Raw genomic sequence first — 22,203 nt, 5'->3', positions numbered from 1 at the left:
CACTCCAAGAAAGGGCGTGACGGGTGGCCCGCACCGTTGACCCCGAGCGCCACCTCGCGCGCCGGCTGGTGATCATCGACGCTGCCCTCACCTGCTTCGCCGCCACCGGCTACGCCGGGACCTCGACCGCGGCGATCTGCCGCGAGGCCGGCATCGGCTCCGGCACGTTCTTCCACTACTTCCCGACCAAGCAGTCGCTGTTGCTGGCGATCCTGGCCCTCGGCACCGAGGAGACACGGGCGTGGTTCGACGCCCGCGCCGACGACGCCGACGCGCTCGCGGTCGTCGAGGCCTACGTCGACCACACGGCGGAGGAGATGTCCGAGCCCCGGCTTGCCGGGTTCGTCCGGGCGGTCGGCGCGGTGATGGGGGAGCCGGAGGTCGAGGCCGCCCTGGCGCTCGACAGCCGGGTGCTCCAGGAGGGGCTCGAGCCCTGGGTCGCCCGCGCGCAGGAGGCCGGGCAGGTGCGCACCGACCGTTCGGCCCGCGACCTGACGGCGTGGCTGATGGTCGTGATCGACGGCTTCCTCGGCCGGCTCGCGGTGGACGCGGACTTCACGGCCGACGCCCAGCGGGCCACGCTCGTCGACGTCGTACGACGACTGCTCGCGCCTGAGGCGCAGTCCTAGCTGGGACGGACCCAGACGAGCTCGCCCGACTCCCACATGCCCAGTGCGACGGGGACGAGGCTGCTCATCGCCTCCGACGGCGTCAGCCCCGCCAGGTCCTCGGCGTGCTCGGTCCCGTAGGCCTGGCCCGCCGCGTTGTTCTGCTCGTCGACGCGGGAGTCGCGACGGCTGGGGGTGCCGGCCTCCTGCGCGGCCGCGATCGAGCGGGCGACGTCGACCCCGAAGCGCGCGGTGAGCGTCGCCTGCCACATGAAGTGGCGCATGGCGTTGGTGCGCCCGGGGACGCCGCGGCCGTGGGTCGCGGCCGCCTGCAGGGCGGCCTGCGAGACGCGCAGCACCTCGAAGGCGCCCGAGGGTCCGAGGCCGGCCCTGGTCGCGGCGGCGTACAACCGCGGGACCCCGGTCCCGGCATGAATGGCCTGCTGCACGACGTCACCGAAACCCATGGACACACAGTGTCAGACTCGTGACATGTCCCGACCACTCCGCTTCCCGGCCCCGCTCCGCCCCGGTGACCGCATCGCCGTGACTGCTCCGTCCGCCGGCGTCACGGGCGCCTCGGCGGCGCGGATCGAGTTCTGCCTGGACTGGCTGCGTGGTCGCGGGTACGACGTCGTGGTGGGGGAGTGCCTCTACGGTGACGGCCTCACCTCCGCCCCCGCGGAGCAGCGCGCGGCCGAGCTCACCCGCATGCTCGCCGACCCCGACATCCACTGCGTCGTGCCCCCGTGGGGCGGCGAGACCGCGATCGACATGGTCGACCTGCTCGACTGGGATGCGCTCGCCGAGGCCGAGCCCACGTGGCTCGTCGGCTACTCCGACATGTCCACCCTCCTCCTGCCCGTCACGACCCGCCTCGGCTGGGCCACGCTCCACGGCGACAACCTCGCGGACACGCCGTACGCCGTCCCGGACGGCCTGCTGCACTGGCTCGACCTCGCCGGCGAGCCGGGGCCGTTCGTGCAGCGCGACTCCGGCCTGGTCGCCACGTGGGTCCGCTTCGAGCAGGACGCGCAGGCCACCGAGTGGACGCACGTCGGACAAGGCCGCTGGGAGGTGGAGGGCGGGGGTCGGCTCGATGTCGCCGGCCGGCTGATCGGCGGCTGCGCCGAGACGGTCGCCAACCTCGCCGGCACGCCGTACGGCGACGTGCGCGCGTGGGCCGAGGACCTCGACGAGCCCACGATCGTCTACCTCGAGGCGTGCGAGGAGAACTCGATCAACATCTGCCGCTACCTCCACTCCCTGMGCCTGGCGGGGTGGTTCGACCGGGCGGCCGCCGTGCTGGTCGGCCGGACCAGCGCGCCCGACCACGAGGACCTGACGCAGCGCGAGGCGGTGCTCGACGCCCTCGGTCGGCTGGACGTCCCGATCGTGTGGGACCTCGAGATCGGGCACGTGCCGCCGCACCTGCCGCTCATCAACGGGGCGCTCGCCCGGGTCGTCGTCGACGGTGAGACCCGGGAGATCACCCAGTCCATCGCCTGAGGTCGGCGACGGCCGGCGACACCAAGGGGGCTGGTCGCTGTCGGTGGACGGTGGCAGGGTCGGTGCCATGAGCGATGCGACCACGGACCCGAAGGCACGCCTGAGCCACGACGAGATCCTCGAGGCAGGTCTCGACGACTGGCGCAAGGTGCTCAACCGGCTCCGAGCCCGCTTCCGGACCGGTGACTTCGCGACGGGCGTCGCCCTCGTCGACCGCATCGGGGCCGCCGCCGACGAGGCCGACCACCACCCCGACGTCTCGCTGACCTACCCCGAGGTCATCGTCACGCTCAGCAGCCACGACGTCGGCGGGATCACCAGGCGCGACGTCGACCTCGCTCGGCGGATCAGTGGCTTCGCGGCCGAGCTCGGCGCGAGCGCCGACACCTCCGGGCTCACCGCCCTCGAGCCCGGGCTCGACACGGGCGCGCCCGAGCGGCTCGGCGCCTTCTACGCCGCGCTCCTCGGTGGCGAGGTCGCGGACGGCGAGCCCGTCGACCCGAGCGGTCAGGTGCCGGGGCTGTGGTTCCAGAAGGGCGAGCGCGGCGAGTCCACCCTTCCCCCGCAGGAGCCCGAGCAGCGCTGGCACTTCGACGTGTGGGTGCCCCACGACGAGGGCGAGCGGCGGCTCGAGGCGGTCCTCGCCGCCGGTGGCCGGCTGGTGAGCGACGCCGAGGCGCCGTCGTTCTGGGTGGTCGAGGACGCCGACGGGAACCGCTCCTGCATCTGCACGCCGCTCGACCGCGGGTGACCGGACCGCCTTCCCGGAGCGCGCCGCGCCACATGGCGAGACTCCCGTTCCATATGCTGGGACGCCTGTCACACTTGCTTGACGCCGGACCACCCCGGCGACGACGGTTGTCGCATGCGCACCGAGATTCTTGTACGCACGCGACGCGTGAGCTGAGGCCAGTCGGCCAACGCACGCGCGTCACCCCTCGTCGCCCACCGGGCCGAGGGGTTTTTTCATGGGCTCATCGCCGGACATCGCACACGCAGGAGAGAAGGACATGACACAGCAGGGCGCACAGGGAAGCGGATCGGTCACGGGCGCGCAGAGCCTCGTCACGTCCCTCGAGGCGGCCGGTGTCACCGACATCTTCGGGATCCCGGGCGGTGCGATCCTCCCGGCCTACGACCCCCTCATGGACTCCACGCGGATCCGCCACATCCTCGTCCGCCACGAGCAGGGTGCCGGGCACGCCGCCCAGGGCTACGCCGCCGCCACCGGCCGGGTGGGTGTCTGCATGGCGACCTCCGGCCCCGGCGCGACCAACCTCGTCACGCCCCTGGCCGACGCCCACATGGACTCGGTGCCGATGGTGGCCGTGACCGGGCAGGTCGGCGCCGCGATGATCGGCACCGATGCCTTCCAGGAGGCCGACATCCGCGGCATCACGATGCCGATCACCAAGCACAACTTCCTGGTCACCGACCCCGCCGACATCCCGCACACGATCGCCGAGGCCTTCCACATCGCCTCGACCGGCCGTCCGGGCCCGGTGCTCGTCGACGTGGCCAAGTCGGCCCTGCAGGCGCAGACGACGTTCGCCTGGCCCGACGAGCTGCACCTGCCCGGCTACCGGCCCGTGACGACGCCGCACGCCAGGCAGATCAAGGAGGCCGTCCGGCTGATCCGCGAGGCCCGGCGCCCGGTGCTCTACGTCGGCGGCGGCGTCATCCGCGCCGGCGCGTCGCGCGAGCTGGCGCAGCTGGCCGCGCTGACGGGCATCCCGGTCGTCACGACGCTGATGGCGCGCGGGGCGTTCCCCGACAGCCACCCGCAGCACCTCGGCATGCCGGGCATGCACGGCACCGTCGCCGCGGTCGCCGGCCTGCAGAAGAGCGACCTGATCATCAGCCTGGGCGCGCGGTTCGACGACCGGGTGACCGGCAACCTCGACTCGTTCGCGCCGAACGCGCTCGTCATCCACGCGGACATCGACCCCGCCGAGATCGGCAAGAACCGTCACGCCGACGTGCCGATCGTGGGCGACTGCAAGGAAGTCATCGCCCAGCTGGTCGCGCTGCTCACGACCGAGGGCGCCGACGGCGACTACGAGGCGTGGGTGGCCTTCGTCGCCGGGCTGAAGACGCGTTACCCGCTCGGCTACGACACCCCGGCCGACGGCTCGCTCGCCCCGCAGTACGTCATCGAGCGGCTCGGCGCGATCGCCGGCCCCGAGGCGATCTACGCCTCCGGAGTCGGCCAGCACCAGATGTGGGCGGCGCACTACGTCGGCTACGAGAACCCCAACACGTGGATCAACTCCGGCGGCCTCGGCACGATGGGCTTCTCGGTGCCGGCCGCGATGGGAGCCAAGGTCGGCCGGCCCGACAGCACGGTCTGGGCGATCGACGGCGACGGCTGCTTCCAGATGACCAACCAGGAGCTCGCGACCTGCGCGATCAACGACATCCCGATCAAGGTCGCGATCATCAACAACGAGTCGCTCGGCATGGTGCGGCAGTGGCAGACGCTCTTCTACAACGAGCGCTACTCCAACACCGATCTGCACTCCAAGCGCATCCCCGACTTCGTCAAGCTCGCCGAGGCCTACGGCTGCGTCGGCCTGGCCTGCGAGTCGCCCGAGGAGGTCGACGCGACCATCGAGAAGGCCATGGCGATCGACGACCGGCCGGTCGTGGTCGACTTCCGGGTGCACCGTGACGCGATGGTGTGGCCGATGGTCGCCGCCGGCACCAGCAACGACGAGATCAAGTACGCGCGCGACCTGGCGCCCCAGTTCGACGAGGACGACATCTGATGACGAGCCCCAGCAACAAGCACACCCTGAGCGTGCTGGTCGAGAACAAGCCGGGCGTCCTGGCCCGCATCGCGAGCCTGTTCTCGCGTCGCGGCTACAACATCGACAGCCTCGCCGTCGGCCCGACCGAGCACCCCGAGATCTCGCGGATGACCATCGTGGTCAACGTCGACGAGTCCCCGCTCGAGCAGGTCACCAAGCAGCTCAACAAGCTCGTCGAGGTCATCAAGATCGTCGAGCTCGACGGCGCTGCATCGGTCAACCGCGAGCTGCTGCTCGTCAAGGTCCGCGCCGACGCCACCACCCGTGGCGCGGTGCTCGACGCCGTCCAGCTCTTCCGGGCCAAGGTCGTCGACGTCGCACCCGACGCGGTGACCGTCCAGGCCGTCGGCAACGCCGACAAGCTCGCCGACCTGCTCCGCGTGCTCGAGCCCTTCGGCATCCGTGAGCTCGTGCAGTCGGGCATGGTCGCGATCGGTCGCGGGTCGCGCTCGATCAGCGAGCGCACCCACCGCCCCGTCGCCGTACCCGCCCCCGTTTCCGCAATCGCCAACTGACCCAGATCTCGATACGCCGCTCGTTCCTCGCGGCTACTCGATCACCGAGTGAACCACCAACATGAAGGAGAGCCCCCAGTGGCTGAGATGTTCTACGACGACGACGCCGACCTGAGCCTGATCCAGGGCAAGAACGTCGCGGTGATCGGCTACGGCAGCCAGGGCCACGCCCACGCGCTGTCCCTGCGCGACTCCGGCGTCGACGTCCGGATCGGCCTGCAGCCCGGTTCGAAGAGCCGCGACAAGGCCGAGGCCGAGGGCCTGCGCGTCCTCACCCCGCGCGAGGCAGCGGAGGAGTCCGACCTGATCGTGATCCTCGCCCCCGACCAGCACCAGCGGAAGCTCTACGCCGAGGAGATCGAGCCGGCGCTGACCCCGGGCGACACCCTCGTCTTCGGCCACGGGTTCAACATCCGCTTCGGCTACATCACCCCGCCCGAGGGCGTCGACGTCTTCATGGTCGCCCCCAAGGGCCCCGGCCACCTGGTGCGTCGCGAGTACGTCGACGGGCGCGGCGTGCCCGTGCTCGTGGCGGTGGAGAAGGACGAGTCCGGCAAGGCCTGGGACCTCGCGCTCTCCTACGCCAAGGCGATCGGCGGCCTGCGTGCCGGCGGCATCAAGACCACCTTCACCGAGGAGACCGAGACCGACCTGTTCGGCGAGCAGGCCGTGCTCTGCGGCGGCGCCTCCCAGCTCGTGCAGTACGGCTTCGAGGTGCTGACCGAGGCCGGGTACCAGCCCGAGGTCGCCTACTTCGAGTGCCTCCACGAGCTCAAGCTCATCGTCGACCTGATGTACGAGGGCGGCATCGCCAAGCAGCGCTGGTCCGTCTCCGACACCGCCGAGTTCGGCGACTACGTCTCCGGCCCGCGGGTCATCACGCCCGACGTGAAGAAGAACATGGAGGACGTGCTCGCCGACATCAAGAACGGCGCGTTCGCCGAGCGCTTCATCACCGACATGGACAACGGCTCGCCGGAGTTCACGGAGTTCCGCAAGAAGGGCGAGTCGCACCCGATCGAGCAGACCGGCCGCGAGCTGCGCAAGCTGATGGCCTGGGTCAAGTCGCACGACTCCGACTACACCGAGGGCAGCTCCGCCCGCTGATGCGGTCGGCGTAGACCCGCGACGACGCCAGTGACGGCCTCGGAGGTTCCCGTGAGCACCTACACCCACGGGCACGCCGAGGCCGTCCTGCGCTCGCACCGCTGGCGGACCGCCGCCAACTCGGCGGCGTACCTCCTGCCGCACCTGCACGACGGTCAGCGCCTGCTGGACGTCGGGTCGGGCCCGGGCACCATCACCGCCGACCTGGCTCGGCTGGTGCGGGAGGTCGTCGCCCTCGAGGTCGACGACCAGGCGGCAGCGCTCACCCGAGCCGAGCTCGACCGGCAGGGCGTCACCAACGCGACGGTCGTGGTGGGCGACGTCCACGACCTCGACGTCGACGGGCTCGGCGGGGTGTTCGACGTCGTCCACGCCCACCAGGTGCTGCAGCACGTCGCCGACCCGGTCCGCGCGCTCCGCGAGATGCTGCGCGTGACCCGTCCCGGCGGCGTCGTCGCCGCCCGGGACAGCGACTACGGCCACTTCTCGTGGCACCCCGCCAGCGAGGGGCTGGACCGCTGGCTCGAGCTGTACGACGACGCCGCCCGCGCCAACGGGGGAGAGCCGCACGCCGGGCGGCTCCTCCTGGCCTGGGCACACGCCGCCGGAGCTGCCCAGGTGGACGMAAGCTCTGCCACCTGGTGCTTCGCGACGCCCGAGGAGCGCGCGTGGTGGGGCACCCTCTGGGCCGACCGGCTCACCTCGACCGCCCTCGCCCGGCAGCTCGTCGACGAGGGCCGCGCGACGACGCGCGAGCTCGTGGCCGTGGCGGCCGCCTGGCGGGCGTGGGCCGAGCATCCCGACGGCTGGTTCTCGGTGCTGCACGGCGAGGTCGTCATCACGGCGTGACCACCAGCCGCCCTAAGTGTTAGGTACGCCTAACCTAAGGTGTAGTGTCCTGCGCTGTGCTGGCGAACTACCTGATCGGGTTGCGCGAAGGGCTGGAGGCGGCCCTGGTCGTGAGCATCCTCGTGGCCTACCTCGTGAAGACCGACCGTCGGCACCTGCTTCCGCGGATCTGGGCGGGCATCGCACTCGCGGTCGGCGTGAGCCTCGCGTTCGGCGCTGCGCTGACCTTCGGCCCCCGCGGGCTCACCTTCGAGGCGCAGGAGCTCATCGGCGGAGGCCTGTCCATCGTCGCGGTCGGCTTCGTGACCTGGATGATCTTCTGGATGGCCCGCGCCGCACGCGGCCTGAGTGGTGAGCTGCGCGGCCGCATCGACGTGGCGGCGGAGGGCAGCCGCTGGTCACTCGTGGTCGTCGCCGTGCTCGCAGTCGGCCGCGAGGGCCTGGAGACCGCGCTCTTCCTCTGGGCCGCCACCCAGGCCGGCACCCGCGACGCCGTCGGCGCCGCCACACCGACGTGGCAACCCCTGCTCGGCGCCGCGCTCGGGATTCTCACCGCGGTCGCGCTGGGCTACCTGATCTACCGCGGCGCGCTGTCGATCAACCTGTCGCGCTTCTTCACGTGGACCGGCGCCTTCCTCATCGTCGTCGCCGCCGGGGTGCTCGCCTACGGCGTGCACGACCTGCAGGAGGCCCGCTTCCTCCCGGGGCTCCACGACCTCGCCTTCGACGTGTCCGACTCAGTCGACATGAACACCTGGTACGGCGCCCTGCTCAAGGGGATCTTCAACTTCTCGCCGGCCACCACCAAGCTCGAGGCTGCTGCGTGGCTGCTCTACGCCGTGCCGGTGATGGCCCTCTTCCTGGTCGGCGCCCGCCGACGCTCCACCACCCCGGCCGCGCCGTCGCGTGCGGCTGCCTGAGAAAGAAGCACCTCCCCATGCGCAAGACCTTCGTGGCCGCCCTGGTCGCCCTCCCGCTGCTCGCGGCCTGCACGCAGAACGCCGACACCGGCTCCGCCGGCGGGTCCGGCGAAGCGGCCGACCCCCGCGCGCTCACCGTCGACTCCTCGGCCGACTCCTGCGCGCTGTCGGCGACCGAGGCGCCTGCCGGAGCGCTGACGTTCGACGTGACCAACTCCGGTGACCAGGTCACCGAGTTCTACCTGCTCGGCGATGACGGCCTGCGGATCGTGGCGGAGGTCGAGAACATCGGCCCCAGCATCTCCCGAGCCCTGACGGTCAACGCTCCGGCCGGGACGTACGTCACCGCCTGCAAGCCGGGCATGGCCGGGGAAGGCATCCGCGGCGAGTTCACCGTCACCGCCTCCGACGAGGACGTCGAGGTCTCCGCCGACGAGCAGGAGCTCGTCGAGCAGGCGGAGGCCAACTACGCCTCCTACGTCGAGGACCAGTCCGCCCAGCTGCTCGAGAAGACGCAGGAGTTCGTCGAGCTCTACGCGTCCGGCAACGACGACGCCGCCCGGGCGCTCTACCCGGTCGCGCGCACCCACTGGGAGCGGATCGAGACGGTGGCCGAGTCCTTCGGCGACCTCGACCCGATGATGGACGCGCGCGAGGCCGACCTCGAGCCCGGTCAGAAGTGGACCGGCTGGCACCTCATCGAGAAGGACCTCTGGCCCCAGCGCGCCGAGGACTACACGCCGCTGACCGACGAGGAGCGCGCGACCTACGCCGACGACCTGCTCGCCAACACCGAGGAGCTCGACTCGCGGGTGCAGGAGCTCACCTACACCGTCGACGCGATCGCCAACGGCTCGCGCGGCCTCCTCGAGGAGGTGGCCACCGGCAAGGTGACCGGCGAGGAGGAGTACTGGTCGCGCACCGACCTGTGGGACTTCCAGGCCAACGTCGACGGAGCAAAGGTCGCGTGGGAGGGCGTGCAGCCCATCGTCGAGGAGAAGGACCCCGAGCTCGCCGACCAGCTCGCCACCCGCTTCGACGAGCTCCAGGAGCTGCTGGACGCCCAGCGTGAGGGTGACGGCTTCGAGACGTACGACCAGCTCACCCCCGAGCAGGTCAAGGAGTTCTCGAACTCGGTGAACGCCCTGTCCGAGCCGCTGTCGCGGCTGACCGCGGCGGTGCTGTCCTGACCGACCAGCCGACGCCCACCGGACTCAGCAGGCGCGGCCTGCTGGGCGGGGGAGTCGCGCTCGCAGGCGTCGCGGGCGCCTTCGCCGCCGGTCGTACGACCGCGCATGCCGACGCGGGCGTCACGGGTGTCGCCTCCGGCGACGGGCGGGAGGAGTCGTACGCCTTCCGCGGCGCGCACCAGGCCGGGATCGTCACCCCGGCCCAGGACCGGCTGCACTTCGCCGCCTTCGACGTGCTGACCGACGACCGCGAGGCGCTCATCGATCTGCTGCAGCAGTGGACCGTTGCCGCCGAGCAGATGACCGCTGGGCGACCGGCCGGGGGCGGCGCGATCGGGGGCGACGTGCGCCTGCCTCCCGACGACACCGGCGAGGCGCTCGACCTCCCGGCGAGCGGGCTGACGATCACCTTCGGCTTCGGGCCGTCGCTGTTCCGCGACGGCGGGGGCAAGGACCGGTTCGGCATCGCCGCCCGGCAGCCGGCGTCCCTGCGCGACCTCCCGCACTTCCCGGGCGACGTCCTCGACCCGGCACGGTCGGGCGGCGACCTGTGCGTCCAGGCGTGCGCCGACGACCCGCAGGTCGCGGTCCACGCGGTCCGCAACCTGGCGCGCATCGGCTTCGGCACCGTGGCCGTGCGGTGGTCGCAGCTCGGCTTCGGCCGCACCTCGACCACCTCGACGTCGCAGTCGACGCCGCGCAACCTGTTCGGCTTCAAGGACGGCACCGCCAACGTCAAGGCCGAGGAGGCCGCCGCGCTCGACGAGCACGTGTGGGTCGCCGCCGCCGACGACGAGGCCGGCTCGTGGCTCGCGGGCGGGTCCTACCTGGTGGCGCGCCGGATCAACATGACGATCGAGGTCTGGGACCGACAGCCGCTGGGCGACCAGGAGATGTTCGTCGGCCGGACCAAGGCCACGGGCGCACCGCTGTCGGGTGGCGAGGAACACACCGAGCCCGACTTCGCGATGCCCGGCAGCAACGACCAGCCGGTCATCCCGGTCGACGCTCACGTGCGGGTCGTGCACCCCGACCAGCACGGCGGCGCACGCATGCTGCGGCGCGGCTACAACTTCGTCGACGGCTCGAACGCCCTCGGCGGGCTCGACGCGGGGCTCTTCTTCATCGCCTACGTCCGTGACCCCGACACCCACTTCGTCCCGCTGCAGCTGGCGATGTCGAAGACCGACGCCCTTGTCGAGTACCTCAAGTTCACCGGGTCGGCGCTGTTCGCGGTCCCGCCGGGTGTCGGCCCCGGCGAGCACGTAGGTCAGTCGCTGTTCGCCTGACCCGCCGCGCTCCGCACCGGCCCCGCTTCTCGCGCTTGGCTCCTGAGCCCCGGGTGCGCGACGATGCCGTCATGAGCAACACGACCACGCCCTCGTCGGGGCTGGAGCAGACCCGTCGGCTCGGTGTCGAGACGACCGGCATCGAGATCATCGAGGAGTCCGAGCGGACGGCGCGTCCGCGGGACCTGTTCTGGCCGTGGTTCGCGGCCAACGTGTCGGTGTTCGGCATCAGCTACGGCTCGTTCGTGCTGGGCTTCGGCATCTCCTTCGTCCAGGCGGTCGTCGTCACGGTCGTCGGCATCGTGGTGTCGTTCGCGTTGTGCGGCGTCATCGCGATCGCCGGCAAGCGCGGATCGGCACCCACGATGGTGCTGAGCCGGGCCGCGTTCGGCGTCAACGGGCAGAAGGTCCCCGGCGTCGTCTCGTGGCTGGTGTCCATCGGCTGGGAGACGTTCCTCGCGATCCTCGCCGTCCTCGCGACAGCCACGATCTTCGACCAGCTCGGCTGGTCGGGCGGGACCACGACGCAGGTCGTCGCCACCATCGTCGTCGCGCTCCTGATCGTCTCGGCCAGCGTCGCCGGCTACCACGTGATCATGCGGATGCAGTCCGTGCTGACGTGGATCACCGGCCTCGCCACCATCGTCTACGTGCTCCTCACGCTCGACGAGATCGACTGGTCGGCGGTCAGCGCGATCCCCGACGGCAGCGTGCAGCAGATGGTCGGTGCGCTCGTCATGGTCATGACCGGCTTCGGCCTCGGCTGGATCAACATCGCCGCCGACTGGTCGCGCTACCAGCACCGTGACGCCCCGGGCGCCGCCATCGTCGGCTGGAACACCTTCGGCGGCGCGGTCGCCCCCGTGTTCCTCGTGGTGTTCGGGCTGCTGCTCGCGGGCTCGTCCGAGGAGCTGTCCGCCGGGATCGTCGCCGACCCCATCGGCACCCTCGGCACCCTCCTCCCGACGTGGTTCCTGGTGCCGTTCCTCCTCGCCGCGATCCTCGCCCTGGTCAGTGGCGCGGTGCTCGGCATCTACTCCTCGGGCCTGACGCTGCTCTCGCTGGGCGTGCGGATCCCGCGGCCGGCGGCGGCGTTCGTCGACGGCGTGATCCTCACCCTCGGCACGATCTGGGTCGTCTTCTTCGCCGAGGACTTCCTGGGCCCGTTCCAGAGCTTCCTGATCACCCTCGGCGTCCCGCTGGCCGCGTGGGCGGGGATCATGATCGCCGACATCGCGCTGCGCAAGAGCGACTACGACGAGGAAGCGCTGTTCGACCCTGCGGGTCGCTACGGCTCGGTCGACGTCCCCGCGCTCGCCACGATGATCGGCGCCTCGGTCCTCGGCTGGGGCCTGGTCGTCAACAACTTCGCCACCGACGCCACGTGGAACAACTGGCAGGGCTTCCTCATCGAGCCGCTCGGTCTCGGCACCTACGTCGACGACCCGGCCGGGCCCTACTGGGAGGGTCCGTGGGCCTACGCCAACCTCGGCGTGCTGCTCGCGCTCGTCCTGGGCTTCGGGGTGACGTTCGTGGCCCGGCGCGCGAAGGTCCGCCGCCAGGAGTCCTGAGTCGCGACACGCCCGGGACTGGCCGTTGAGTCTCCTGGAGACTCACTGCACAGCCCGCCCGGGGAACACGCAGGTCAGACGGCGTGTTGGGGACGACGTGAAGATCGAGATCTGGTCCGACGTCGTCTGCCCGTGGTGCTACATCGGCAAGCGTCGCATCGAGAACGCCCTGGCCGAGTTCGAGCACGCCGACGAGGTGGAGGTGCACTGGCGCTCCTACCAGCTCGACCCGGGCGCGCCGACCGAGCCGACGGAGAGCACCACGACGATGCTGGCCCGCAAGTACGGCCAGTCGCCCGACGGTGCCCAGCAGATGCAGGACCGCGTCGAGGCGGTCGCCGCCGAGGAGGGCCTGGTCTACCGGCTCTCGCAGACGCTGCACCTCAACACCGTCGACTCCCACCGCCTGATCCACCTCGCCCACGAGCAGGGTGGCAACGAGCTCCAGGGCCGGGTCAAGGAGGCCCTCCTCGCGGCGTACTTCACCGAGGGCCGCAACGTCGCCGACCACGCCGTGCTGCGTGACGTGGCGCAGGCCGCGGGCCTCGACGCCGCCCGGGTCGAGGAGGTGCTCGGCTCCCGGGAGTTCGAGAACGACGTGCACGCCGACGTCGCCCAGGCCCAGGCCTACGGCGCCAGCGGTGTCCCGTTCTTCGTCGTCGACGAGAAGTACGGCGTCTCCGGGGCGCAGCCGACGGAGGTGTTCACGCAGGTGCTCGAGCGGGCGTGGGCGGAGTCGCAGCCCAAGATCGAGGTGCTGGCGACCGGTGCCGACGGGCAGGAGTGCGGCCCGGACGGCTGCGCCATCTGACGCCGCGCGTCACTGCGCCTTGATCCCCTGAGCCGCCTTCTCCGCCGTCGTCGAGATCCGGACGGCGCGCGTCTCCGGCCGCTTCGCGAGCACGATCCACGTCAGGATCAGCTTCTGCGCCGAGGCCGACCACGACTCCCAGTGCTCGCGCGCGCCCGGGTTGCGGTCGAAGGCGGCGGCCAGGTCGTCCGGCACGATGCAGTCCTCGACGTCGTCCATGAGGGTCCACATGCCCGTCTCCTTGGCGGTCGCGATGGCGGCCGCACCGGCGGGCTCCATCAGGCCGGCCTCCTCGAGGCGGGCGACGCGCCCCTTGTTGATGCGGGTCCACATGCTGCTCCGTCGGCGCGGGGCGAACCACTGCATCGAGCGGAGCTCGTCGACGGGCTTGACGGTCGAGTCGACCCAGCCGTAGCGCAGCGCCTCCAGCACGGCCTCCTCGTAGGAGAATGCCCGCATGGCGGCCTTGCGCGGGCTGACCAGCCACACGCCCTGCGGCTGCGGGTGGTGGTCGCGGAGCCACGCGCTCCACTCCTCGACGGTCGCCGGCTCGAGCCGCTCCGCGTCGTCCATCGCGCCCATGCCTGGATCGTAGGCGTCGGGTACGACGTCCGGATGCTGGGGCGATGGGACTCGTGTCCCACTCGCGGGTAATGTGAGCCGGGCACAGCGTCGTGCAGTCCCCGAACACACCATTGATCACCCGAGGACCCCGCTGTGAACGCACACGCGAAGCCTGTCGTACTCATCGCCGAAGAGCTGAGCCCCGCCACGATCGAGGCGCTCGGCCCGGACTTCGAGATCCGCAGCTGCAACGGTGCCGACCGCGCCGAGCTCCTCCCTGCGATCGCCGACGTCGACGCGATCCTGGTCCGTTCCGCCACCAAGGTCGACGCCGAGGCCCTCGCCGCCGCGCGTCGGCTCAAGGTCATCGCCCGTGCAGGCGTTGGTCTGGACAACGTCGACGTGAAGGCCGCCACCCAGGCAGGGGTCATGGTCGTCAACGCGCCGACCTCCAACATCGTCAGCGCCGCGGAGCTCGCCGTCGCCCTCATGCTCGCCGCGGCCCGCCACATCAGCCCGGCCCACGCCGCCCTCCGTGGCGGCGAGTGGAAGCGCTCGAAGTACACCGGCATCGAGCTCTACGAGAAGACGGTCGGCATCGTCGGCCTCGGCCGCATCGGCGTCCTGGTCGCGCAGCGCCTCAGCGCCTTCGGCATGAAGGTCATCGCCTACGACCCCTACGTGCAGGCCGGCCGCGCCGCGCAGATGGGTGTCCGCCTCGTCGACCTCGACACGCTGCTCGCCGAGTCCGACTTCATGAGCGTCCACCTGCCCAAGACGCCGGAGACGGTCGGGCTGATCGGCGTCGACCAGCTGGCCCGCGCGAAGTCGAGCCTGGTCCTCGTCAACGCCGCCCGCGGCGGGATCGTCGACGAGGCCGCGCTCTACGACGCCCTCAAGACCGGCCAGATCGCCGCTGCCGGCCTCGACGTCTTCGCCAGCGAGCCGTGCACCGACAGCCCCCTCTTCGAGCTCGAGAACGTCGTCGCCACGCCCCACCTCGGCGCGTCGACCGACGAGGCCCAGGAGAAGGCCGGCGTCGCCGTGGCCCGCTCGGTCCGGCTCGCCCTGAGCGGCGAGCTGGTGCCCGACGCCGTCAACGTGCAGGGCGGCGTCATCGCCGAGGACGTACGTCCCGGGATCCCGCTCACCGAGAAGCTCGGCCGGGTCTTCACCTCCCTGGCCGGCGAGGTCGCGCAGCAGCTCGACGTCGAGGTTCGCGGCGAGATCACCGAGTTCGACGTCAAGGTGCTCGAGCTGGCCGCGCTCAAGGGCGTCTTCGCCGACATCGTCGAGGAGCAGGTCTCCTACGTGAACGCGCCGCTCCTCGCCGCCGAGCGCGGCACCGAGGTGCGCCTGGTGACCGAGGCGGAGAGCCCCGACCACCGCAACCTGATCACCCTGCGGGGGACCCTCGCCGACGGCACCCAGGTGTCCGTGAGCGGCACGCTCGTGGGGCTCGCGCAGAAGGAGCGGCTGGTCGAGGTCAACGGCTTCGACGTCGACATCGAGCCGACGACCCACCTGGCGTTCTTCACCTACGAGGACCGTCCCGGCATGGTCGGCCTCATCGGAGGCATCCTCGGCGACGCCGACGTCAACATCGCCGGCATGCAGGTCTCGCGCCAGGACAAGGGCGGCGCAGCTCTCGTCGCGCTCAGCGTCGACTCGGCGATCCCGTCCGAGACCCTCACCGAGATCGAGGCCGCGATGCAGGCCGCCTCGGTGCGCGCGGTGGACCTGACCTGACGGATCGCCCCTAGGCGACCATCACCCGGCCGGCAGCGCGACGCGCTGCCGGCCGGGCTGCGTCGGTGGTCACGTGCTCCCACGCTGCGGCGAGGCGTCGTACGGCCTCGGTGAGGTCGTCGGGGGAGGCGGTCCAGGGGATCCGCACGAAGCGGTCGAGGCCACCCTCCACGGCGAACACCGGACCGGGGGCGACGACGACGCCCCGACGCTCGGCCTCGGCCGTCGTCGCGGTGCCGAGCGCCTCGGGCAGCTCGCACCACAGGGCGAGCCCGCCGTCGGGCACGCGGAAGCGCCACGACGGGAGGTGCTCGCGGACGGCCGTGACGAGGGCGTCGCGGCCCGTGACCAGCCGCTCGCGGTGGAGCGGGAGCACCTCGTCGGCGCGGTCGAGCAGGTCGGCCAGCACCAGCTGCTCGAAGACCGGCGCCCCCAGGTCGAGGCCGATGCGGGCCTGCAGCAGCCGGTCCATGTCGGAGAGCGGGGCGCGGACCCAGCCCAGGCGGAGCCCGCCCCAGAACGACTTGCTGGCACTGCCGATCGTGATCGCGTCGTGGGCATGGGCCGCGAGCGGCCGCGGCATGTCGTCGGCCAGCCCGGGCGCGAGCGCGAGCGCCTGGTGGGCCTCGTCGGCGACGACCGTCGTGCGGGTGCGGGCGAGCGCGTGGGCGAGCTCCTCGCGCTGGCTGTCGCTCATCAGGTGTCCGGTGGGGTTCTGGAAGTCCGGGATCAGGTACGCGAGCCGGGGCGAGGTCTGGCGCAGCGTGGCGGCCAGCGCGTCGAGGTCCCAGCCGTCGGGGTCGACGGTGGCCGCGACGAGCCGGGCGCCCGCGTGCCGCACCGCCTGGGTCGCGTTGGGGTACGTCGGCGACTCGACGACGACCCGCTCCCCGGGAGCGGTGAACGCCTGCGCCACCACCGACGCCGCCGCCAGGGCGCCGGCGGTGACCATGACCTGCTCGGGCACGGTCGGCAGCCCCCGCGCCTCGTAGGCCGCCGCGATCCGGGTCTGGAGGGCGGGCACCCCGAGCGGGAAGTAGCCGGGCCCGCTGAGGTAGGCGGGCAGCTGCTCGGTGGCGCGCTGGTAGGCCTCGACGAGGCCGGGCGGTGCGGAGTGCGCCGCGCAGTTGAGGTCGATGACGTCCTCGCCGCCGGTGCCCGGCATCAGCGACCGGTCGTGGGCGCGGCGCTGCCCGCCCGGCACGGTGGTGAACGTGCCGGACCCGCGGCGCGCCTCGGCGTACCCCGACTCCCGCAGCACCTCGTAGGCACGGGTCACGGTCGTGCGCGACACGTCGAGGGAGGTGGTGAGGTCGCGCTCGCTGGGCAACCGCACCTCGATGCCGATCCGGCCGTCCCCGATGAGCACGCGCAGGCTCTCGGCGAGGCCGAGGTAGGCGGGGGAGCGGGGGAAGTCACCGACGAGGGTGGCCACGCGCTGGGCGCTGACGATGCGGCTCATGCAGGCCACTGTTCCATCATTGGCTATGTCGGACAAGGCCACTTGGGGATCAGGATGGGGTCATGACCAGCACGACCCCCACCGGAACCGTTCACGCGCCCCGCGGCGTCCTCGTCGACCTTGGCCCCGTCGCCCAGCTGCGCGCCGGACGCCTGGCGCGGCGCCTGCCGCAGCTCTACGTCGGTCTCTTCCTCTACGGCGTCTCGCTCGCGATGATGGTGCGCGGCGCGCTCGGCCTGGCTCCGTGGGACGTGCTGCACTCCGGCTTCATCCGCCACGTCCCGATGACCCTCGGCCAGGCCGTCGTGCTGTTCAGCTTCGTGGTGCTGGTGCTGTGGATCCCGCTGCGGGAGATGCCGGGGCTCGGCACGATCAGCAACGCGATCGTCGTGGGCCTCTCCGCCGACGCGACACTGGCGGTCCTCGACCGCCCGGAGGCGATGGCGGGGCGGCTCGGCCTGATGGTCGGCGGCGTCCTGCTCTGCGGGCTGGCCAGCGCGCTCTACATCGGCGCGCAGCTCGGCCGCGGGCCGCGCGACGGCCTGATGACCGGCCTGGCGCGGCGCACCGGGCTCTCGCTGCGGCTCGTCCGCACCGGCCTCGAGGTGGCCGTGGTCGTCATCGGCCTGCTGCTCGGTGGCGTCCTGGGCGTCGGGACCGTGGTCTACGCGCTGGCGATCGGTCCGCTCACCCAGCTGATGCTGCCGTGGTTCACGGTCGACGTGATGGGTCCCGACGCGGACTGAGCCGTCAGCGCTCCTGCTTCTGGCCCGGCTTCCCGCCCTGCTTCTGGGCGGGCTGCTGAGGCGGCGGCTGGATCCCGTCGGAGGTCAGGAACGCGATCACGCCGATGCTGATGACCGACGAGAAGAGCATGCCGCCCTGGCCGAACATCAGCGGCAGGGCAGTGATGGCCCACACGTCGAAGCCGCGGGCCACGCTGAAGATGACGCCGGTGGGTGCGCCGCCGGCGGGGGTGCTCACCATCGGCGCCGCGTAGTTCGGCGGCTTGCCGGTGATCCACCGCACGGTCGCCGCGACGGAGGAGAGGCCGCACGCGATCGCCAGGTTGACCGCTCCTCCGCCCTGGACCTCCCGCACGAGCGTCGGTGTCGTCGCCAGCGCGAAGAGCATGAGCGCGCCGCCCGGCACGACGACGTGGGCGAGCAGCAGGGTCTGCCGACGGAAGGGCATCATCCGCGCCAGCCCCTCGGTCCTCACGACGACCCGCAGCCCGGAGCAGAGCGCAGGACCACCGAGCAGTCCGGCGAGCGTCGTCGCCAGCACGACCGCGCGGCCGGCGTCGGCCTCCGCGGCGGCGTAGGGCACCAGCACCAGGCCGGCCAGAAGGACATAGGGCTGCGGGGCGCGGATCGCGCGGCGGACGTCGCGGTGGACCAGGGCGCTCCAGCCGAGGGGACCGCCGGTGTGGCTGCGCACGTGCGCGCCACGCCCCCAGCGGCGCGCGAGCAGGACGTCGTACATCAGGCCGAGGTCGACCGACGACAGCGCGCCCGACAGGCTGGGGGAGAGGTGCTCGGTCTGGCCGAGGACGCGTCGCGAAACCGTGCCGACCGCGAGGGCCGAGCGCCACGCGAGCAGGACGGCCACGACCGCCATCGCGACCGCGACCGCCAGGACCGCACCCGACGGCACGTCCGGCAGCCTCCCGAGCTCCTGGGTCGCGGAGAGCCCCAGCGCGGCCCACAGCGCCAAGGTGACCAGCCAGGTGAGCCAGCGGGAGGCCGGGTGCTCGTGCACCTGTGACAGCGCGGCCACCCCCACGCACGCCAGCGCGGTCGCGCTGCCGGCGACGACGTAGACGACCGCCTCGTGCCACGCGAAGCCGCCGAGGACCGCCGGGGCGACCAGCAGGAGGGCGGCCCCGACGGCGGTGAGGACGGTGGTCCGCACCCATCCGGGCCGCAGCAGAGCACCGCGGTCGACGGGGGAGCTCAGCACCCAGCTGTTCGCGGCGGGCGGGCTGAAGACGGGTCCGAGCAGGCGGGCCAGGCCGAGCGCGAGCAGCGTCACCGCGAGCGCAACCAGCCAGGGCGCGGCCGCGCGCACCTCGCCGCAGCTCGCGGTGCAGGTCTCGTCGGCCAGGCGCCGGAGGTTGAGCACGACGTTGCCCGCCATAGCGCCGACCATCACGGTGCAGAAGAGCCCGACGTAGGCGTTCGAGAGCGCCTCGCCCCACCTGAGCTCGGCGCGACCGCGACGCCAGTCCCGGATCTCCTGCCGCACCTCCCGTGCCGACGGGACCTCGGTGCGCTCGGGGGCGACGTCAGTCGACATCGGCCGGCTCCGGAGCGGGCCCGAGGCGTACGACGCGGTCGCACACGCGCTCGACGAGCCGGGGGTCGTGGCTCACGAGCAGCACCGCGCGACCGGCCTTCTTCTCCGCGACCAGCTTGTCGCCCAGCCAGGTCACGCCTTCGACGTCGAGCCGGGCCTCGGGCTCGTCGAGCACGAGCAGCTTGCGCGGGCGGACGAACGCGCTGGCCAGCGCGAGCCGTCGTCGCTGGCCGGAGGAGAGCGTCGAGGGCAGCTGCCCGGACACCTCCATCAGGCCGACCTCGTCGAGCACGACGTTGACGACCTCCTCGGCATCCGCCTGCGAGTGCGCCCGCGCGACGAGGTCGAGGTGCTCGACCACGGAGAGATCGGGGAAGAAGTCGATGTCGTCCATCACGATTGCCAGGTCGGCACGGATCTCGGGGCGGCGCTCGTCGAGGACGTTGCCCGCCAGCGTCGACTCGCCCGCATCGGCCTCGTCCGCGCCGACGATGCAGCGCAGGAGCGTCGACTTGCCGCTGCCGTTGGGCCCCACGACGCCGACCGCCTCGCCGGCGCGCACGTCGAGGTCGACCCCGCTGAGGATGGTGCGCTCGCCGAAGGTCCGGATGATGCCGCGGACCGTGAGCAGCGCCGGCTTCGTGGCGGCTGCCTTCTTCCTGGCCATGCCAGTCATCCAAGCAGCCGACTACGACCCGGCGCGTCGAGCACCCTCGCGACGCCCTCGCGTCGCGGGTCGGCGACCGCTTCGAGGGTCCCGTCGCCCCGGGTGAGAGCAGCGCCGACGCCCCCGAAGTACATCGTCAGGCCCTCTTCGCGGCGCACGTCCTCGTCCGGCAGGCCCGCGCGGTGGACGTGCACCCGGGGGTGGGCCACGGCGTCCTCGAGGTCGAGGCCGCCGTTGACGAAGCCGGCCAGGGCGCAGACGACCGCCGTCGTGATGCGGTCGGCACCCGGCGAGCCGATCGCCAGGGTCGACCCGTCGTCGTGGCGCCCGACGACCGGCGCCATGTTGGAAAGCAGGCGCGAGCCCGGTGCCACGTCGCGGCCGGGAGGGTTGAGCTCCTGCTCCCCGAGGCAGTTGTTGAGCCAGATGCCGGTGCCGGCGGCGATCATGCCGGCGCCGTAGCCCGACGACACCGTGAGCGAGCACGCGGCGCCGTCGGCGTCGGTGACCGACACGTGCGCCGTCGAGCCCGACTCGAGGACCGCCCGGTGGTCGGCGTCGACCCGGTCGAGCCAGGCGCGCGACGCGGCCGGGAGGTCGGCGGCGACCTCCAGGACCTCGCGCCGGTGGCCGAGGACCGCGCGCTGCACCCGGACCAGGTGCTCGACGTCGTCGGCGTCCCACGCTCCCCGCGGTCGATCCTCCAGGAGCCGCAGCATGGCTGCGAGGACCACGCCGCCCACCGACGGGGGCGTCGTCGTCGCCAGGCTCCAGCCGGCGACGCGGGTGGTCAGGGGCTCGCGGACGACGGGAGCGTACGCCGCCAGGTCGGCGCGCCCGAGCAGGCCGCCGCGGGCGCAGACGTCGGCTGCGATCGCGTCGGCGAGGTCGCCCTCGTGGAGGGCTCGCGGGCCGTCGGTGGCGATCTGCTCCAACGTCGCCGCGAGGTCGGTCACCACGACCCGGTCCTCGGTGAGCCGACCCGCCGCGTCGTGCAGCGCCGCGTGGCTCGCCGGCTCCCACCCGAAGATCGACTTGTGCACGTGGCGCAGGTAGTAGCGCGACGCCGAGCCCAGGGCGAAGCCGTCCCGCGCGACGTCGACGGCCGGTGCGACGAGCTCGGCCCACGGGAGGTGCCCGTCGCGCGCGTGGGCCTCGCCGAAGGCGGCGAGGGAGCCGTGCGTCGCCACCGACCCCGCACCGATCGTGACCTCGACCCCGCCGCCGTACTCCGTCGAGACGTCCCACGTCTCCGGTGTGGGCGCGCCCGGGGCACGCCCGACGCCGGGCCGGTCCATCCACCCGTCCACGGTGTACGCCGACCCGGTGGCGGGTTGCACGGTGACGAAGCCGCCGGAGCTGAGCGAGACGAGCCCGACCTCGGTGACCATCGCCACCAGGGCAGCCGCGATCGCGGCGTCCACGGCGGAGCCTCCCGCACGGGCGATCGCCGCGGCGGCGTCCGCGGCCTCGTGGCTCGGGGCCGCGACGGCGAGGGGTCTCACGGGGGACCGGTCGCAGTGCTCAGCGCCGGGTGGCGATGACGGCGGACGCGTCGGCGGCCACCATCACCTCGACCGCGGTGAACCGCTCGTCGGTGAGCCACTGCTCGCGCAGCGTGTCGACGCGCCCGTAGGTGATCGGCGGCCACGACTCGCACGGCGCGAAGTCGTCGAGCACCACGATGCCGCCGGGCTCGACGAGGTCGATGACGGCGTCGACGCCCACCTCGGACGGGGTGCCGGAGTCGAGGAACAGCAGGGAGAAGGGGCCGTGCTCGCGCAGCACGCTCCAGTCGGCGGCGAGCACCTCGACCTTGGCGTCGTCGTCGAAGATCTTGGACGCGGCACCGGCCAGCGACTCGTCGAGCTCGGCGGTGAGGATCCGCGCCCCGTTGCGCACGCCGCTGCGCAGCCAGGCGGTGCCGACCCCGCAGCCGGTGCCGAACTCGGCCATCGTGCCGCCCCTGGTCGCGGCGAGGGTGGCGAGGAGGCGACCGGTCTCGTTGCGGCAGAACGCGACGTAGCCGGCCTGGCGGCAGACGTCGAACGCGCGCTGGACGATCTCGGGGAGTTCCGGAGGAGCAGACATGAGGTCGCCGAGTCTGTCACTCCTCGCGCGCGATCCCACTGGACGGGCCGACATCTCACGATCTGACACGTTCGGCGAAACCGCGTGCGGCGGCCCGTCCGGCAGTCGTACAGTCGTCCCACCATGCGGAGCGTCTTCGTACTTATCGACTGCCGCGGCGAGGCCTGACAGAAGGGCCACCTCGTCGCGGTGT

The 22,203-nt window shown here is 72.3% G+C and carries 21 protein-coding genes; 14 read left to right on the top strand and 7 right to left on the bottom strand.

What is annotated here, in order from left to right; all coding sequences use genetic code 11:
• The first annotated feature begins 23 nt into the window (after positions 1–23).
• The gene (locus AC1DP1_RS00315; protein WP_477505138.1) at positions 24–629 is read left to right on the top strand and encodes a TetR/AcrR family transcriptional regulator; all 606 of its coding nucleotides are present in this window, start codon (positions 24–26) and stop codon (positions 627–629) included.
• Here the strand turns inward: AC1DP1_RS00315 and AC1DP1_RS00310 are convergent.
• The gene (locus AC1DP1_RS00310) at positions 626–1,075 is read right to left on the bottom strand and encodes a DUF6973 domain-containing protein (RefSeq protein WP_477505137.1); all 450 of its coding nucleotides are present in this window, start codon (positions 1,073–1,075) and stop codon (positions 626–628) included. The genes AC1DP1_RS00315 and AC1DP1_RS00310 overlap by 4 nt on opposite strands.
• Before the next feature lie 25 nt (positions 1,076–1,100).
• On the opposite strand from AC1DP1_RS00310, the gene AC1DP1_RS00305 reads away from it, so the two are divergent.
• From AC1DP1_RS00305 to AC1DP1_RS00255, 11 genes are all read left to right on the top strand, one after another.
• The gene (locus AC1DP1_RS00305) at positions 1,101–2,117 is read left to right on the top strand and encodes a S66 family peptidase (protein ID WP_477505136.1); all 1,017 of its coding nucleotides are present in this window, start codon (positions 1,101–1,103) and stop codon (positions 2,115–2,117) included.
• Positions 2,118–2,184: 67 nt separating this feature from the next.
• Positions 2,185–2,868 (top strand): 4a-hydroxytetrahydrobiopterin dehydratase, encoded by a 684-nt coding sequence (locus tag AC1DP1_RS00300; protein ID WP_477505135.1) that lies wholly within the window; start codon positions 2,185–2,187, stop codon positions 2,866–2,868.
• Between the two features lie 259 nt (positions 2,869–3,127).
• Positions 3,128–4,885, top strand: a complete 1,758-nt coding sequence (locus AC1DP1_RS00295; protein WP_477505134.1) for an acetolactate synthase large subunit — start codon at positions 3,128–3,130, stop codon at positions 4,883–4,885.
• On the top strand, positions 4,885–5,442 hold the full coding sequence (ilvN, locus tag AC1DP1_RS00290; RefSeq protein WP_457185205.1) for an acetolactate synthase small subunit: 558 nt from the start codon (positions 4,885–4,887) through the stop codon (positions 5,440–5,442). Before AC1DP1_RS00295 ends, ilvN begins: the two co-directional genes overlap by 1 nt.
• Positions 5,443–5,520: 78 nt before the next feature.
• A complete protein-coding gene (gene ilvC, locus AC1DP1_RS00285; RefSeq protein ID WP_300046014.1) occupies positions 5,521–6,549 on the top strand; it encodes a ketol-acid reductoisomerase in 1,029 nt (342 codons plus the stop codon).
• Positions 6,550–6,600: 51 nt separating this feature from the next.
• Positions 6,601–7,398: a class I SAM-dependent methyltransferase gene (locus tag AC1DP1_RS00280; protein ID WP_477505133.1), complete on the top strand. Its 798-nt coding sequence runs from the start codon at positions 6,601–6,603 to the stop codon at positions 7,396–7,398.
• A 56-nt stretch (positions 7,399–7,454) separates the two neighbouring features.
• Positions 7,455–8,318 (top strand): iron uptake transporter permease EfeU, encoded by an 864-nt coding sequence (gene efeU, locus AC1DP1_RS00275; RefSeq protein ID WP_477505132.1) that lies wholly within the window; start codon positions 7,455–7,457, stop codon positions 8,316–8,318.
• A 17-nt stretch (positions 8,319–8,335) separates the two neighbouring features.
• Positions 8,336–9,508, top strand: coding sequence for an iron uptake system protein EfeO (gene efeO, locus AC1DP1_RS00270; protein WP_477505131.1), 1,173 nt, complete (start codon positions 8,336–8,338; stop codon positions 9,506–9,508).
• Positions 9,505–10,797: an iron uptake transporter deferrochelatase/peroxidase subunit gene (gene efeB / locus AC1DP1_RS00265; protein ID WP_477505677.1), complete on the top strand. Its 1,293-nt coding sequence runs from the start codon at positions 9,505–9,507 to the stop codon at positions 10,795–10,797. Before efeO ends, efeB begins: the two co-directional genes overlap by 4 nt.
• A 71-nt stretch (positions 10,798–10,868) precedes the next feature.
• Positions 10,869–12,368: a purine-cytosine permease family protein gene (locus AC1DP1_RS00260; protein WP_457185213.1), complete on the top strand. Its 1,500-nt coding sequence runs from the start codon at positions 10,869–10,871 to the stop codon at positions 12,366–12,368.
• 97 nt (positions 12,369–12,465) lie between these two features.
• Positions 12,466–13,179: a DsbA family oxidoreductase gene (locus tag AC1DP1_RS00255; RefSeq protein ID WP_300046011.1), complete on the top strand. Its 714-nt coding sequence runs from the start codon at positions 12,466–12,468 to the stop codon at positions 13,177–13,179.
• 9 nt (positions 13,180–13,188) lie between these two features.
• Here the strand turns inward: AC1DP1_RS00255 and AC1DP1_RS00250 are convergent, their stop codons facing one another.
• Positions 13,189–13,761: a YdeI/OmpD-associated family protein gene (locus AC1DP1_RS00250; protein ID WP_477505130.1), complete on the bottom strand. Its 573-nt coding sequence runs from the start codon at positions 13,759–13,761 to the stop codon at positions 13,189–13,191.
• A gap of 135 nt (positions 13,762–13,896) precedes the next feature.
• Between AC1DP1_RS00250 and serA the strand changes: the two genes are divergently transcribed.
• Positions 13,897–15,492 carry a phosphoglycerate dehydrogenase gene (gene serA / locus AC1DP1_RS00245; RefSeq protein WP_457185218.1) on the top strand — a complete coding sequence of 532 codons (1,596 nt, stop codon included), beginning with the start codon at positions 13,897–13,899 and terminating at the stop codon, positions 15,490–15,492.
• 10 nt (positions 15,493–15,502) lie between these two features.
• On the opposite strand, the gene yczR is transcribed toward serA, so the two are convergent.
• A complete protein-coding gene (gene yczR / locus AC1DP1_RS00240; RefSeq protein WP_477505129.1) occupies positions 15,503–16,954 on the bottom strand; it encodes a MocR-like transcription factor YczR in 1,452 nt (483 codons plus the stop codon).
• Between the two features lie 62 nt (positions 16,955–17,016).
• Here yczR and yczE point away from each other — a divergent pair, with 62 nt between their 5' ends.
• Positions 17,017–17,700: a membrane protein YczE gene (gene yczE, locus AC1DP1_RS00235; RefSeq protein WP_477505128.1), complete on the top strand. Its 684-nt coding sequence runs from the start codon at positions 17,017–17,019 to the stop codon at positions 17,698–17,700.
• Between the two features lie 4 nt (positions 17,701–17,704).
• Here the strand turns inward: yczE and AC1DP1_RS00230 are convergent, their stop codons facing one another.
• The 4 genes from AC1DP1_RS00230 to AC1DP1_RS00215 are packed head-to-tail and all read right to left on the bottom strand — an operon-like array spanning position 17,705 to position 22,010.
• Positions 17,705–19,252 (bottom strand): DUF6297 family protein, encoded by a 1,548-nt coding sequence (locus AC1DP1_RS00230; protein WP_477505127.1) that lies wholly within the window; start codon positions 19,250–19,252, stop codon positions 17,705–17,707.
• Positions 19,242–19,919 carry an ABC transporter ATP-binding protein gene (locus AC1DP1_RS00225; RefSeq protein WP_477505126.1) on the bottom strand — a complete coding sequence of 226 codons (678 nt, stop codon included), beginning with the start codon at positions 19,917–19,919 and terminating at the stop codon, positions 19,242–19,244. Before AC1DP1_RS00225 ends, AC1DP1_RS00230 begins: the two co-directional genes overlap by 11 nt.
• 5 nt (positions 19,920–19,924) lie before the next feature.
• Positions 19,925–21,424, bottom strand: a complete 1,500-nt coding sequence (locus AC1DP1_RS00220) for a gamma-glutamyltransferase (RefSeq protein WP_477505125.1) — start codon at positions 21,422–21,424, stop codon at positions 19,925–19,927.
• A 19-nt stretch (positions 21,425–21,443) separates the two neighbouring features.
• Positions 21,444–22,010, bottom strand: coding sequence for an O-methyltransferase (locus AC1DP1_RS00215; protein ID WP_300045998.1), 567 nt, complete (start codon positions 22,008–22,010; stop codon positions 21,444–21,446).
• Between the last annotated feature and the right edge of the window lie 193 nt (positions 22,011–22,203).

This window comes from Nocardioides sp. P4_G10 (genome assembly GCF_056401175.1).
Note: the sequence above shows the minus strand (reverse complement) of the source record. Positions and strands in the feature narration are given on the sequence as shown.

Bases quoted from the DNA above. Each gene is read 5' to 3' on its own strand.
- efeO (WP_477505131.1), top strand. From the start codon at position 8,336: ATGCGCAAGACCTTCGTGGCCGCCCTGGTCGCCCTCCCGCTGCTCGCG.
- ilvN (WP_457185205.1), top strand. From the start codon at position 4,885: ATGACGAGCCCCAGCAACAAGCACACCCTGAGCGTGCTGGTCGAGAAC.
- yczR (WP_477505129.1), bottom strand. From the start codon at position 16,954: ATGAGCCGCATCGTCAGCGCCCAGCGCGTGGCCACCCTCGTCGGTGAC.
- AC1DP1_RS00295 (WP_477505134.1), top strand. From the start codon at position 3,128: ATGACACAGCAGGGCGCACAGGGAAGCGGATCGGTCACGGGCGCGCAG.
- AC1DP1_RS00260 (WP_457185213.1), top strand. From the start codon at position 10,869: ATGAGCAACACGACCACGCCCTCGTCGGGGCTGGAGCAGACCCGTCGG.
- AC1DP1_RS00250 (WP_477505130.1), bottom strand. From the start codon at position 13,761: ATGGGCGCGATGGACGACGCGGAGCGGCTCGAGCCGGCGACCGTCGAG.
- AC1DP1_RS00215 (WP_300045998.1), bottom strand. From the start codon at position 22,010: ATGTCTGCTCCTCCGGAACTCCCCGAGATCGTCCAGCGCGCGTTCGAC.
- yczE (WP_477505128.1), top strand. From the start codon at position 17,017: ATGACCAGCACGACCCCCACCGGAACCGTTCACGCGCCCCGCGGCGTC.
- AC1DP1_RS00225 (WP_477505126.1), bottom strand. From the start codon at position 19,919: ATGGCCAGGAAGAAGGCAGCCGCCACGAAGCCGGCGCTGCTCACGGTC.
- AC1DP1_RS00310 (WP_477505137.1), bottom strand. From the start codon at position 1,075: ATGGGTTTCGGTGACGTCGTGCAGCAGGCCATTCATGCCGGGACCGGG.
- AC1DP1_RS00300 (WP_477505135.1), top strand. From the start codon at position 2,185: ATGAGCGATGCGACCACGGACCCGAAGGCACGCCTGAGCCACGACGAG.
- AC1DP1_RS00230 (WP_477505127.1), bottom strand. From the start codon at position 19,252: ATGTCGACTGACGTCGCCCCCGAGCGCACCGAGGTCCCGTCGGCACGG.